At 62.7% G+C, this 13,363-nt stretch carries 9 protein-coding genes and 1 tRNA gene; 6 read left to right on the forward strand and 4 right to left on the reverse strand.

The genetic code is table 11. The features are described 5' to 3' along the window. Nucleotides 1-55: 55 nt before the first annotated feature. A complete protein-coding gene (locus ACB037_RS06240; RefSeq protein WP_223954481.1) occupies nucleotides 56-619 on the reverse strand; it encodes a bifunctional 2-polyprenyl-6-hydroxyphenol methylase/3-demethylubiquinol 3-O-methyltransferase UbiG in 564 nt (187 codons plus the stop codon). Nucleotides 620-709: 90 nt separating this feature from the next. Beyond that, nucleotides 710-1,345 (reverse strand): TetR family transcriptional regulator, encoded by a 636-nt coding sequence (locus tag ACB037_RS06245; RefSeq protein ID WP_010673709.1) that lies wholly within the window; start codon nucleotides 1,343-1,345, stop codon nucleotides 710-712. A 154-nt stretch (nucleotides 1,346-1,499) separates the two neighbouring features. Here ACB037_RS06245 and ACB037_RS06250 point away from each other — a divergent pair, with 154 nt between their 5' ends. The 4 genes from ACB037_RS06250 to ACB037_RS06265 all read left to right on the forward strand — a co-directional run bounded on the left by ACB037_RS06250 (nucleotide 1,500) and on the right by ACB037_RS06265 (nucleotide 8,582). Next, on the forward strand, nucleotides 1,500-2,681 hold the full coding sequence (locus ACB037_RS06250) for an efflux RND transporter periplasmic adaptor subunit (protein WP_010673710.1): 1,182 nt from the start codon (nucleotides 1,500-1,502) through the stop codon (nucleotides 2,679-2,681). 17 nt (nucleotides 2,682-2,698) lie between these two features. After that, nucleotides 2,699-5,848: an efflux RND transporter permease subunit gene (locus tag ACB037_RS06255; RefSeq protein ID WP_010673711.1), complete on the forward strand. Its 3,150-nt coding sequence runs from the start codon at nucleotides 2,699-2,701 to the stop codon at nucleotides 5,846-5,848. Beyond that, the gene (locus ACB037_RS06260; protein ID WP_268453192.1) at nucleotides 5,841-7,256 is read left to right on the forward strand and encodes an efflux transporter outer membrane subunit; all 1,416 of its coding nucleotides are present in this window, start codon (nucleotides 5,841-5,843) and stop codon (nucleotides 7,254-7,256) included. Before ACB037_RS06255 ends, ACB037_RS06260 begins: the two co-directional genes overlap by 8 nt. Nucleotides 7,257-7,586: 330 nt before the next feature. Beyond that, nucleotides 7,587-8,582: a sulfate ABC transporter substrate-binding protein gene (locus ACB037_RS06265; RefSeq protein ID WP_371175049.1), complete on the forward strand. Its 996-nt coding sequence runs from the start codon at nucleotides 7,587-7,589 to the stop codon at nucleotides 8,580-8,582. 240 nt (nucleotides 8,583-8,822) lie between these two features. Here the strand turns inward: ACB037_RS06265 and ACB037_RS06270 are convergent. Together ACB037_RS06270 and ACB037_RS06275 are read right to left on the reverse strand one after the other, a co-directional pair. Further along, a tRNA-Thr gene (locus tag ACB037_RS06270) sits at nucleotides 8,823-8,898 on the reverse strand. A gap of 87 nt (nucleotides 8,899-8,985) precedes the next feature. Beyond that, nucleotides 8,986-9,726: a phosphatase gene (locus ACB037_RS06275; RefSeq protein WP_005324180.1), complete on the reverse strand. Its 741-nt coding sequence runs from the start codon at nucleotides 9,724-9,726 to the stop codon at nucleotides 8,986-8,988. Nucleotides 9,727-10,194: 468 nt separating this feature from the next. Between ACB037_RS06275 and ACB037_RS06280 the strand changes: the two genes are divergently transcribed. Both ACB037_RS06280 and ACB037_RS06285 read left to right on the forward strand, forming a co-directional pair. Then, nucleotides 10,195-10,848, forward strand: coding sequence for a TetR/AcrR family transcriptional regulator (locus ACB037_RS06280; RefSeq protein WP_005324182.1), 654 nt, complete (start codon nucleotides 10,195-10,197; stop codon nucleotides 10,846-10,848). 47 nt (nucleotides 10,849-10,895) lie between these two features. After that, a complete protein-coding gene (locus tag ACB037_RS06285) occupies nucleotides 10,896-13,220 on the forward strand; it encodes an acyl-CoA dehydrogenase (RefSeq protein ID WP_371175050.1) in 2,325 nt (774 codons plus the stop codon). Nucleotides 13,221-13,363: the final 143 nt, after the last annotated feature.

Consider the following 13,363-nt stretch of genomic DNA (forward strand, 5'->3'; position numbering starts at 1 on the left):
ATTGTTAACGGGCTGAATGCCGTGAGGTGTCACTGCCCTCGGGGGCTTTCGCGGATCAGCGCCGCACCAGCAAGGCGTGCAGCCAGGGGCCGTTCACCTCATCTTCCCCCACCCAGCCGTGGTGCAGGGTGAAGGGGAGGGGAGCGATCAGGCGTCGCAGCCCCGCCTCGTCGAGCCGGGTCTGCAGGGGATATTCCCCCGACCGTGGCAGCGGTTCGCCCTTCCCGTGGGGGAAGGAGGCGTAGAGGGGGCCCCCGGCCTTGAGCAGGGTGGCCAGATGACCGAGCGCCGGGGCTATCTCGTGCTCGGGTAGACAGGGGAGGGAGCCGCTGGCCCAGATGCCGTCATAGGGAACGACGCTTTGCATCTGCTCGACGCGGCAGACTCGCACCGGCTGACCGCACAGGCGCGAGGCGGCAGCGGCCTGCGCCCGGCTCGCATCGAAGGCGGTCACGGTGAGGCCTTGCTGGCGAAAGAGGCGCAGATCCTCTCCTGCCCCGCAACCGGCCTCCAGCAGATGACGGCCGTTGCCCAGCAGGGCCAGGAAGGGGGCATGGGCGCCTGCCACGAGGGCGGGGCGAGGGGCGGCGTCGTGCGCCGGCGCGGGGGCGTGTGGCAAGGGTGTCGGGCTCATCGTGGTGGGGGGCGTTACTCTAGCAGGTTTGCCCCCGGCTGTTGAGCATTGGCGGGGGCGGCGCGTCTTGCCGACTCAGGGGTGGCGGCGAAGGGTGGGGCTCGCGATGAGGGTGAACAGGGTATCGAGGAGGAAGTCCGACTCCTCAATCAGATCGATGCGATCCGGGAAGTGCAGCCAGTTGATGATGTAGCCGTCCAGGGTGCAGTGGAGCAGGGTGGCGGCGCGGCGCAGATCCAGCCCCTCGGGCAGTTGGCCACGACGCACGGCATTGGCCAGGGTGATCTCCAGATCCCGGAAGAAATTCATGGATTGCAGGTGCATGTGCTCGCGCATGACGGCGGCCTCTCCCTCCATGGATTCCAGATTGAACATGATGGTGAACATCTGCTGGTGGGCGGGCTCGGTGCTGATCTTGAGCATCACCTCCTTGAGAAAGCTGCGCAGCTTGCCCAGGGGATCCGGCTCCGCCTCGTCGACGCAGGCATCGAGCTGGTGGGAGAGGGGGGCACACAGCTCCTCCCACAGGGTGACGAACAGCTCTTCTTTATTCTTGAAGTGCCAGTAGATGGCGCCCCGGGTGAGGTCCGTCGCCTTGGCGATATCGGTCAGGCTGGTGCGTGCCAGCCCCTGTTGGCAGAAGAGATCCAGGGCCGTGCTCATGATGTTGCAGCGGGTTTGCTGCGCCTCTTCTTTGGTGCGTCTGGCCATTGACTCCGGTCCTGTTTAAAAGTGAAAAAAGTTTCTTACATACATTCATGAATGTATGTATATTGCCTCATCTTCGCCGTTTTACCAACAGGGGCCTTATAAACCCTGTGGTTTTGTCACTTCTTTTTGATTGAAACTGAGGTTCAGAGACTTGATGCATAAACATATTCTCGCACGTTCGGTCGGCCTTGCCTTGCTGGCAAGCGGCCTGCTGGCTGGCTGTGGTGACAAGGACGGGGCCCAGCAGGCCATGGGGGAGATGCCTCCCGCCGCCGTGGACGTGGTCACCCTCCATACGGCCCCCCTGCAACTGTTGTCCGAGCTCACCGGCCGCACCGCCCCCCTGCGGGTGGCCGAGGTGCGTCCCCAGGTGAACGGCATCATCCTCAAGCGCCTGTTCACCGAGGGGAGCGACGTCAAGGCCGGTCAGCTGCTCTATCAGATTGATCCCGCCGTCTATCAGGCCGAAGTGGCTTCCGCCAAGGCCAACCTCGCCAAGGCCGAGGCCAACGAGCGCAGCGCCCGCCTCAAGGCCCAGCGCTACGCCGAGCTGGTGAAGGTGAAAGCCATCAGCAGCCAGGAGTATGACGACGCCGACGCGGCCTGGAAACAGCAGCTGGCCGAGATCGGGGCCGCCAAGGCCGCATTGCAGACCGCCAACATCAACCTGGCTTACACCCGCATCACGGCCCCCATCAGCGGCCGCATCGGCAAGTCGGCGGTGACCGAGGGTGCCCTGGTCACCGCCCAGCAGGCGGACAGCCTCACCTCCATCTCCCAGCTCGATCCCATGTACGTGGACGTGCGCCAGTCCACCGCCGACCTGCTGCGCCTCAAGCGCCTGGTGGCCGAGGGCAAGCTGACCCAGGGGGAGAAGGACGGGGCCGGTGTCAGCTTCCAGTTGGAAGATGGCAGCCAGTATGGCGAGAAAGGAGCCCTCCAGTTCTCCGACGTGACCGTGGACGAGGCGACCGGCATGGTGACCCTGCGGGTGATCGTGCCCAACCCGGATCAACTGCTGCTGCCCGGCATGTTCATGCGCGCCACCTTGCAGGAGGGCGAGCGCCCGCAAGGCCTGCTGGTGCCCCAGACTGCCGTGACCCGTACCCCCAAGGGCGGTGCCACCGTCATGGTGGTGACGGCGGACAACAAGGTGGAACTGCGTGAAGTGCAGGTCGGCCGCATGTCCGGCGACAGCTGGGTGGTGGAGTCCGGTCTCAAGGCTGGCGAGAAGGTGATCGTCGCCGGTCTGCAGAAAGTCAAACCCGGGGTCGTGGTGGCGCCCACTGAACGTGCCGGCAACAGCGCACAACAGACCCCGGCAACCAAGCAGTAGGATGGAGTAGTCGCCTCATGGCACGTTTTTTTATAGATAGACCCATTTTCGCCTGGGTGATCGCCCTGGTGATCATGCTGGCCGGGGCCATGGCCATCATCGGCCTGCCGGTGGCCCAGTACCCGACCATCGCCCCGCCGGCGGTTGGCATCTCCGCCAGCTACCCGGGGGCCTCCGCCAAGACGGTAGAAGACTCGGTGACCCAGATCATCGAGCAGAACATGACCGGTCTGGATCACCTGCTCTACATGTCGGCGCAATCCGACTCGTCAGGGAACGTCAGCGTGACCCTCACCTTCAAGCCGGGTACGGATCCCGACATCGCCCAGGTGCAGGTGCAAAACAAGCTGCAACAGGCCATGTCGCTCCTGCCCCAAGAGGTGCAGCAACAGGGCGTGCGGGTCCAGAAGACCTCCAGCAGCTTCCTGATGGTGGCCGCCTTCATCTCCACCGATGGCGCCATGACCAACGATGACCTGGCGGACTATGTGGTAGCCAACATCAAGGAGCCCCTGAGCCGTCTGGACGGGGTCGGTGACATCACCTTGTTCGGCAGCCAGTACTCCATGCGCGTCTGGCTCGATCCTCACAAGCTCAACCGGGTGCAGATGACCCCGGCCGACATTCAGGCCGCCATCAAGGCCCAGAACGCCCAGGTTGCCTTCGGCAAGCTGGGGGGGACCCCTGCGGTGAGCGATCAGCAATTTACCGCCACCATCATGGGCCAGACCCGGCTCTCCACCGTGGAGGAGTTCAACAACATCCTGCTGCGGGTGAACCAGGACGGCTCCAAGGTCCAGCTCAAGGACGTGGCCCGGGTCGAGCTTGCCGGTGAAAACTACGACGCGACCGCGCTCTACAACGGCCAGGCCACCGCCGCCGTCGCCATCAAGCTGGCGACCGGTGCCAACGCCCTGGACACCGCCGAGCACGTGCGGACCAAGCTGGGTGAACTCTCCGAGTACTTCCCGGCCAACATGGAGATCGTCTATCCCTACGACACCACGCCGTTCGTGAAGATCTCCATCGAGGAGGTGGTGCAGACCCTGATCGAGGCGATCTTCCTGGTCTTCTGCGTCATGTATCTGTTCTTGCAGAACTTCCGGGCAACCCTGATTCCGACCATCGCGGTGCCCGTGGTCCTGCTCGGCACCTTCGGGGTGATGGCAGCCTTCGGCTTCTCCATCAACACCCTGACCATGTTCGGTCTGGTGCTCGCCATCGGCCTCTTGGTGGATGACGCCATCGTGGTGGTGGAGAACGTGGAGCGTCTGATGAGCGAGGAGGATCTCTCCCCCCTCGAGGCGACCCGCAAGTCCATGACCCAGATCACCGGCGCCCTGGTGGGCATCGCCCTGGTGCTGTCGGCGGTGTTCGTGCCCATGGCCTTCTTCGGTGGCTCTACCGGTGCCATCTATCGCCAGTTCTCCCTCACCATCGTCTCGGCCATGGTGCTCTCGGTGCTGGTGGCCCTGATCCTGACCCCGGCCCTGTGCGCCACCCTGCTCAAACCCATGAAGCACGGTGAATTCGGCGCCCAGCGCGGCTTCTTCGGCTGGTTCAACCGCTTCTTCGACACCAACGCCAACCGTTACCAGAACGGCGTGCGCAAGGTGATCAAGCAGGGCACCCGCTACGGCATCATCTATCTGGCTATGCTGGCGGTGCTGGCGGTGCTCTTCATGCGCATGCCCACCTCCTTCCTGCCGGAAGAGGATCAGGGGGTCATCATGTCCATGGTGCAGCTCCCGGTGGGGGCGACCAAGGAGCGGACCGAGGTGGTGCTCGGGGAGATGCGCGACTACTTCCTCGAGAACGAGAAGGAGAACGTGGACTCCGTGCTGACGGTGGCGGGCTTCAGCTTCGCCGGTAGCGGTCAGAACAGTGGCATGGCCTTCATCAAGCTCAAGGACTGGAGCGAGCGCAAGGGAGAAGAGCGCAGCGCCAATGCCATCATCGGCCGCGCCATGGGGTTCCTGTTCAGCATCAAGGAAGCCCAGGTCTTCGCCTTCAACCTGCCCCCCATTCCGGAACTCGGCACGGCCACCGGCTTCGACTTCTTCCTGCAGGACCGAGGCGGTCTGGGTCACGAGAAGCTGATGCAGGCGCGCAACCAGTTGCTCGGCATGGCGTCGCAGGATCCCAACCTGGTGCGGGTACGCCCGAACGGGATGGAAGACACACCCCAGCTCGACATCAAGATCGATTACGAGAAGGCGCTGGCCCAGGGGCTCTCCATCACCGACATCAACAACACCCTGTCGGCGGCCTGGGGCTCCTCCTATGTGAACGACTTCGTCGACAGAGGCCGGGTCAAGAAGGTCTATCTGCAGGCGGATGCCCCTTTCCGGATGAACCCGGAAGATCTGAAGCTGTGGTACGTGCGCAACAGCGCGGGCCAGATGGTGCCCTTCTCCGCCTTTGCCAGCACGGAGTGGAGCTTCGGCTCGCCCCGTCTTGAGCGCTACAACGGTGTCTCCGCCATGGAGATCGTCGGTGAGGCGGCCCCTGGCAAGAGTACGGGTGATGCCATGGCGGCCATCGAGGAGATGGTGAAGCAGTTGCCGGAAGGGATCGGCATCGAGTGGACCGGCCTCTCCTTCCAGGAGCGTCAGGCAGGCTCCCAGGCGCCGGCCCTGTACGCCATCTCGCTCCTGGTGGTCTTCCTCTGTCTGGCCGCCCTCTACGAGAGCTGGAGCATTCCGTTCTCGGTCATGCTGGTGGTGCCGCTCGGGGTGCTGGGGGCCATTTTGGCCGCGACCCTGCGCGGGCTTGAGAATGACGTCTACTTCCAGGTGGGCCTGCTCACCACGATCGGGCTGTCGGCCAAGAACGCCATCCTCATCGTCGAGTTCGCCAAGGAGCTGCACGACAAGGGGATGAGGCTCGGGGATGCGGTGGTGGAGGCCTCGCGTCAGCGCCTGCGCCCCATCCTGATGACCTCGCTCGCCTTCATCCTGGGGGTACTGCCCCTGGTGATCAGCACCGGGGCGGGCGCCAGCAGCCGAAACGCCATCGGGACCGGCGTGATGGGGGGGATGATCAGTGCCACCGTGCTCGCCATCTTCTTCGTGCCGCTGTTCTTTGTGCTGGTGATGCGCTATTTCACCGAACGCAAGCATGCCGGGGAAGAGAGTGTCCACACCAAGGAGATCAACCATGACTAAGACCCTGATCGCCCTGGGCGTGACCCTGATGATGGGGGGCTGCTCCATGGCCCCCGACTACCAGCGCCCCGAGCTGCCCCAAGGCGCCTCCTGGCAAGCTGACCTGGCCGCCAAGGGGGAACTTGCCCCCTGGCGCCAGCAGTTCCAGGACCCGGCCCTGCAGACGCTGATCGGCACCGCCCTTGAGAGCAACCGGGATCTGCGCCTGGCAGCCCTCAACGTCGAGGCCTACGAGGCGAAATACCGTATCCAGCGGGCGGCCCAGTTGCCGACCCTGGCCGCCAGTGGCAGCGGCACCCGCCAGCAGGGATCCGACGATCTCAGTAGTACGGGGCAGGGCACCATCAGCAGCCAGTACGGCGCCAACATCGGCATCACCGCCTATGAGCTGGATCTGTTTGGCCGGATCCAGAGCCTGAAAGATCAGGCCCTTGAGACCTATCTGGCGCAAATCGAGACCCAGCGCAGCACCCAGATTGCGCTGGTGGCCTCGGTGGCCAATGCCTACTTCACCCTGCTGGCGGATCAGGAGTTGCTGGCCCTGAGCCAGGCGACCCTCGCCACCGAGCAGGAGAGCTATGCCCTGACCGAGCACAAATACCGCCTGGGCGCCGCCTCCGAGATGGAGCTGGCCCAGGGGCGCACGGCACTGGAAAACGCCAAGGTCAGCCAGGCGCAATACCAGCGTCTGGTGAAACAGGACAGAAACGGTCTGGCCCTGCTGCTTGGCACCGATATCCCGGTGCTGGCGGCACAACCGGCCACCCTGGCCGAGGTGAAACTGGCGCCGATCCCGGTGGGGGCTCCCTCCAGCCTGTTGCAGCAACGCCCGGACATCCTGGCAGCGGAGCACAACCTGAAGGCGGCCAACGCCAACATAGGGGCGGCCCGCGCCGCCTTCTTCCCGACCATCTCGCTCACCGCGACGGCGGGCACCGCCAGCAACCAGCTGAGCGGTCTGTTTGACGGCGGCACCGGCACCTGGACCTTCATGCCCCAGATCAATCTGCCCATCTTCGATGGCGGCAAGCGCGTTGCGGATCTGGACGTGGCCGAGGTGGGGACCAGGCAGGCGGTGGCGAGCTACGAGAAGAGCATCCAGACCGCCTTCAAGGAGGTCGCGGACACCCTCGGTGCCCAGGTTGACTACGCGCAGCAGCTGCAGGCGCAACAGGCGCTGGTGGATGCCAACCAGACCTACTTCAGGCTGGCGGAGGTGCGTTACGAGCAAGGGGTGGACAGCTACCTGACCCGCCTCGATGCCCAGCGCTCCCTGTTCAGCGCCAAGCAGGGGCTCATCAGCACCCGGCTCGCCCAGCTGAGTAACCAGGTCGCCCTCTACAAGGCCGTCGGTGGCGGCTGGCAGGCGCCGAAGGACGCAGAGCCGGCATCAGACAAACAGGGTTGACCCCTCGGGGTTGACGTAAAAAGCATCAGGGGCGAACCACTAGGTTCGCCCCGTTTTTTTATCTGTCATGTCGAGAAGCCAAATCGAGGCAGGTGACAACGGCGCTCCCTGCCCGGGTCAGGGCGCGGGCAGGAGGATCTCCACGCTCATGGGCGCCGCCCTCGGCAACCATCATGACCCGCCTGGAGGTGACCACCTCATCGCCGTCATCCGTTGCGCTGGACCCAGGAGATGCCATTTATCGCATAAGCTGTGCCGTAATTATTCTTTCAAAGAATAAATGGTCGACTCTTATAGTCAGTCACTCGCCCCTCATTCCAAGGATGTGAAATGAAACGACTCGTGCCCGCCACCCTGCTTGTTGCAGGACTGGCTCTCGCCCCGCTGGCCCAGGCGACCACCCTGCTCAACGCCTCCTATGACGTGATGCGCGATTTTTACAAGGAGTACAACGGAGCCTTCCTGAAGCACTGGCAGGCCGAAGGCGGGGAGCCACTGCAGATCAACATGTCCCACGGCGGATCGAGCAAGCAGGCGCGCGCCGTCATCGACGGCCTGCCCGCCGATGTCATCACCATGAACATGGCCACCGACATCAACGCCCTCGCCGAGCATGGGGGCCTGGTGCCCAAGGGGTGGGCGGATCGCCTGCCGGATCACAGCGCCCCCTTCACCTCGGCCACCGTGTTTATCGTGCGAAAGGGCAACCCCAAGGGGCTGAAGGATTGGCTTGATCTGCTCAAGGAGGGGGTACAGGTCATCGTGCCCAACCCCAAGACCTCGGGGAACGGCCGCTACACCTACCTGTCTGCCTGGGGGTATGTGCTGGAGCAGGGGGGCGATGAAGATGCGGCCAGGGCATTTGTCGGCAAGCTGTTCAAGCAGGTTCCCGTGCTCGACACCGGCGGCCGCGCTGCCACCACCACCTTCATCCAGAACCGCATAGGGGACGTGCTGGTCACGTTCGAAAACGAAGCCGAGATGATTGCCCGGGAGTTTGGTCGTGGCAGCTTCGAGGTGGTCTATCCGAGCGTCACCGCCGTGGCCGAGCTGCCGGTGTCAGTGGTGGACAAGGTGGTCGACAAGCAGGGTACCCGCAAGGAGGCCGAAGCCTATCTGGCCTATCTCTGGTCCGACGAAGGCCAACGCATTGCTGCCAGCAACTATCTACGCCCGCGCAACCCGGCGATCCTCGCCGAGTTTGCAGACCGTTTCCCGAACGCCACCTTCCTCGACGTGGTGAAGACCTTCGGCGAGTGGCCTGTGATCCAGCGCACTCACTTCAAGGAGGGCGGGGTGTTCGACCAGATCTATGCCCAGCGCTGAGGCGCCCCGGGATAACGATGCTCACCCAGGTGCAGCCGGGGCGTGGCTGCCTGGCTGCCCTCTCTGATGGTGGGGCCAGGTTGGTGCGTCAGGCTCTGAAAGATGAACAGGACCGTCGCGGATGGCGGTGTCCTGGAGGGGGAGGGGGTTCTGGTGCAGTCACACCGGCGTCTTGGCCAGAGACCCGGGACAAAAAGCACGAAGGGTTGGCCTCGCACTGAGGCCAACCCTTCGTCTGTCTGGTGCCGGTAATAGGAGTCGAACCTACGACCTTCGCATTACGAATGCGCTGCTCTACCAACTGAGCTATACCGGCGGCTTGATGTTCAGAGTCGTGAAAAAAGCCGGACAAGTCAATTGAGCCAACTCGATTTTATGAGTTGGCTCATGATGTTAAGGCATATCAGAGGTCAACGAACTCCGGGATGTGAGCACGGCCGCGGCTCTCGAGAAAATCGAGCAGGGCGCGGGGGGAGCGGGCCAGGATCCGCTCATGTGGGAAGTTGGCTTCGGTGACCAGCCGATGGCAGTGATCAAAGTCGCCGAGGCTGAATGCCACGTGGGAGTCGGAGCCGAAAGTGAGGTAGGCACCCAGATCGCGCGCTGCCTCGACGATGGCGCGGCAGTTGCTTTCACTGCCTGCACGGGAGTGACTGAACGAGGAGTTGTTGACCTCCAGCGCCACTCGATACTCTGCCGCTGCCTTGACCACCGCCTGGATATCGATGGGGAAGGCGGGGTTGCCGGGGTGGCTTATCATGTCGACTCGACCACTTCGGATGGCGTTGATCATGGCCTGGGTATGGGTCGCCTGATCGCAGGGGGGGAACACCGGCTCGTGGAAGCCCGCCATGATCATGTCGAGCCGCGATTCGTAGCGCTCGGGGAAGTCTATTTCACCGTCAATGTTCTTGATGTTGGCTTCGATGCCGCGCAGGATGCCGACCCCGTCCACGACCCTGGGCAACACGTGCAGATTGACGAAATGCCAGTAATGCGGGGCATCTGCCATGTCCGGGCCATGGTCCGTGGTGGCGAACAGCTTGATTCCCTTGGCTTTGGCGATGGGCAGGTAATCGTGAATGGTGCTGTAGGCGTGGGTGCTGGCGACGGTGTGCGTGTGGGTATCGACCGTATACTTCATCTTCTCTCCCCTCTGGCATGAGGCGACAGCATAGCAAGATTGGCGAAGCCGGGCCATGTGGCTGGTTGCCATACTTTGTCACAATTTGGGTCTGTGCTGACAAAGTCTGATGACGTTTCACTGCGAGGATGGCGACATCGATGCAAGCCTGAACACCCATCGATGGGTCGACACTGGATGGTCAGACCCGTTTTCCCCGCCGTCGCCCCTGCGACGGTTTTTTTTGGTTCTCTGCCGGCGCATCGGGTGACGGCAGGGCAAAAAAATGCCCAACTAGCATGACGCAGGTTGGGCGAGACTTAATGTTTAATTGCAGTGGCATAGATATAGAGTGCCGTCTCGCCGCGAAGTTCCCGCCATCTTCCCTCTTTTTTGATTAAAAACATTTAGCCAACACTTGTTCACATTCTCTTGACATGGGTGGGCGTGAAACGTACTTTTTAAACATTCGTTTAAGTGAGGTGTCCAGTGAGTAAAATCGATACCAAGAACCGTATTCTCGATGCCGCCGAGGTGCTGTTTGCCGAGCGGGGGTTCGCCGATACCTCGTTGCGTCTGATCACCAGCGAGGCCGATGTGAACCTGGCTTCGGTCAATTATCACTTCGGCTCCAAGAAGGAGCTTATCCAGGCGGTGCTCGACCGTTATCTGAGCCTCTTCATGCCGGCACTGGACGGGCGGTTGCAGACGTTGATGGCGCAGGATCAGCTGACCCTGTTGCAGGTGTTCGAGAGCTTTGTCGAACCCCTGATGAAACTGTCGGCCGTCAGGGCGAATGGCCCGGCGCTCTTCATGCAGTTGCTGGGGCGCGGCTATATCGACAGTCAGGGTCACCTGCGCCGCTTTATTACCACCCATTATGGGGCGACCCTGCACGGGATCACCCAGGCCATCTCCAAGGCCAATCCGGATTTGTCGCCAGCGGATCTCTTCTGGCGCCTGCACTTCACCCTGGGCACCGTCGTCTTCACCATGGCCTCTGCGGATGCCCTGCGTGACATCGCCCAGGCCGATTTTGGCCAGCAGCTCGATGTGGAAGGGCTGGTGCGCAACGTCATTCCTTATCTGGCGTCCGGTGTCGGGGCGCCCGTGGAGTCGACCAGGCTCTCCCTGGCCGTGTAACACCTAACAATAATCAACGGAAACAGTGAAATAGAAGGAACTTCGGTATGATCACATTGCTTGTCCTGCTGGTGCTGGCGATAGCCGTGGTGCTCGGTGTCCCCGCCATCCGTAAAAAGGTGGTGACCCGCCCCGTGTTCGGCATCTTCAAGAAGATACTGCCGCCCCTGTCGGCCACCGAGCGGGAGGCCATGGAGGCCGGCTCCGTCTGGTGGGACGGGGAGCTGTTTCGCGGCAACCCGGACTGGAAGAAACTGCACGGCTACGGCAAGGCCGAGCTGAGTGCAGAAGAGCAGGCCTTTATCGACAACCAGGTCGAAACCCTGCTCGCCATGGTGGACGACTTCAAGATCGTCAACGAGACCAAGGACCTGCCGGAGCCGGTGTGGGACTATCTGAAGAAAGAAGGCTTCTTCTCCCTGATCATCCCGAAATCCTACGGCGGCCGCGAGTTCTCGGCGATTGCCAACTCCACCATCGTCACCCGTATCGCCACCAAGAGCCTGAGCGTCGCGGTCACCGTCATGGTGCCCAACTCCCTCGGCCCGGGCGAGTTGCTGATGCATTACGGCACCCAGGCCCAGAAAGATTTCTGGCTGCCGGGGCTGGCCAACGGCAAGGAGGTACCCTGCTTCGCCCTGACCGGGCCGGAAGCGGGCTCCGATGCGGGTGCCATCCCGGACAAGGGGATCGTCTGCAAGGGGATGCACAAGGGTGAAGAGGTGCTGGGCATTCGTCTGAACTGGAACAAGCGCTACATCACCCTGGCGCCGCGTGCCACCGTGCTGGGGCTGGCGTTCAAGCTCTATGACCCGGAAAAACTGCTGGGTGACAAGGAAGAGATCGGCATCACCTGTGCGCTGATCCCGACCAGTCACCCAGGCGTGCGCGTCGGCGATCGCCACTACCCCATGGGGTTGGCGTTCCTGAACGGCCCGACCTTCGGCAAGGATGTGTTCATTCCGCTCGACTGGATCATCGGTGGCCCGGATTACGCCGGCCGTGGCTGGCGCATGCTGGTGGAGTGCCTCTCCGCCGGTCGCGGCATCTCGCTGCCTGCCCTTGGCACCGCCTGTGGTCACATGGCGAGCCGCACCGTGGGCGCCTACTCCTACGTGCGCAAGCAGTTCGGCATGTCCATCGGCAAGTTTGAAGGGGTACAGGAAGCGCTGGCCCGCATTGGCGGCCTCACCTATCAGCTCGAAGGGGCTCGTCGCATGACCGCAGGTTCCCTGGATTTGGGTCAGGCACCGGCCATCGTCACCGCGATTTCCAAGTACCACATGACCGAGATGGCCCGCCAGGTGATGGATGACTCCATGGACATCCATGCCGGTCGCGCCATCCAGCTGGGCCCGAAAAACTACACCGGCTACGCCTACATGGGCATTCCGGTGGCCATCACGGTGGAAGGGGCCAACATCCTGACCCGCAACCTGATGATCTTCGGGCAAGGGGCCACCCGCTGCCATCCGTATGTGTTTGCCGAGCTGGAAGCGGCGGCCGACACCGATGTGGAGCGCGGTCTCGAGAAGTTTGACGCTCTGCTGATGAAGCACATCGCCTTCGGTACCGGCAACTTCTTCGGTGCCCTGTTCCAGGGACTGACCCTGGGCCAGTTCAACAGCGCCCCGGTGGCTGGCGAAACCGCCCGCTACTACAAGCAGCTCTCTCGCATGAGCAAGGGGCTTGCCCTGTGCGCCGACGTCTCCATGCTGATGCTGGGCGGGGATCTCAAGCGCAAGGAGATGATCTCCGCCCGTCTGGGTGACGTGCTGAGTCACCTCTACCTGGCCTCCGCCACCCTCAAGCATTACGAGGATCAGGGCCGCATGGTCTCTGACCTGCCGTTCGTGCAGTACGCGGTGGAGCGCAACCTCTACCTGATTGGCAAGGCGTTCGAGGGCTTCTTCCAGAACTTCCCGAACAAGGTGGTGGGTGCCGTACTCAAGCGGGTGGTGTTCCCGTTCGGCGTCGGTTACAAGATGCCGGCGGATGATCGCTGCCATGCCATCTGTCTGGCCATGATGACGCCGGGCGAGTTCCGGGATCGTCTGACCGCGCTCTGTTATGTGGGCAAGGACGAGGCGGATCCGGTGGGGCTGATGGAGCGTGCCTTCCAGGCCATGGTTTCGGTGCAGCCCATCGAGAAGAAGCTGGTGCAGGCCCAGAAAGAGGGCAGACTGCCCCGCAAGCTGGCGCTGCCTGAGCTGGTGGCTGCCGCTCTGTCCCAGTCCATCCTCGGCAAGGAGGAGGCGGACAAGCTGCTGGCCGCCGATGCCCTGCGCTACGAGGCTATCCAGGTGGACAACTTCGCTCCTGGCGAGCTGGAAGGATTGTCTCAACCGAACCCGGTCGAGCGCGCAGCCTGACCCGGAGCGTCAACCGACAACCGGCCCTAGTGGCCGGTTTTTTGTTGTTTAACCAGGCATTTACAAGGTCGATTAATTCCAGTTTAATGCAATGGCCCCCACCCTTGGGGCAGGAAGCAAGGCCATCGGAATGGCCGATAACA

It is taken from the genome of Aeromonas sp. S19(2024) (genome assembly GCF_041402625.1).
Lineage (GTDB): Bacteria > Pseudomonadota > Gammaproteobacteria > Enterobacterales > Aeromonadaceae > Aeromonas > Aeromonas caviae.

What these genes read in the sequence shown, in the direction of transcription:
- ACB037_RS06255 (WP_010673711.1), top strand. Translation starts at nt 2,699, where the DNA reads ATGGCACGTTTTTTTATAGATAGACCCATTTTCGCCTGGGTGATCGCC.
- ACB037_RS06285 (WP_371175050.1), top strand. Translation starts at nt 10,896, where the DNA reads ATGATCACATTGCTTGTCCTGCTGGTGCTGGCGATAGCCGTGGTGCTC.
- ACB037_RS06260 (WP_268453192.1), top strand. Translation starts at nt 5,841, where the DNA reads ATGACTAAGACCCTGATCGCCCTGGGCGTGACCCTGATGATGGGGGGC.
- ACB037_RS06265 (WP_371175049.1), top strand. Translation starts at nt 7,587, where the DNA reads ATGAAACGACTCGTGCCCGCCACCCTGCTTGTTGCAGGACTGGCTCTC.
- ACB037_RS06275 (WP_005324180.1), bottom strand. Translation starts at nt 9,726, where the DNA reads ATGAAGTATACGGTCGATACCCACACGCACACCGTCGCCAGCACCCAC.
- ACB037_RS06245 (WP_010673709.1), bottom strand. Translation starts at nt 1,345, where the DNA reads ATGGCCAGACGCACCAAAGAAGAGGCGCAGCAAACCCGCTGCAACATC.
- ACB037_RS06250 (WP_010673710.1), top strand. Translation starts at nt 1,500, where the DNA reads ATGCATAAACATATTCTCGCACGTTCGGTCGGCCTTGCCTTGCTGGCA.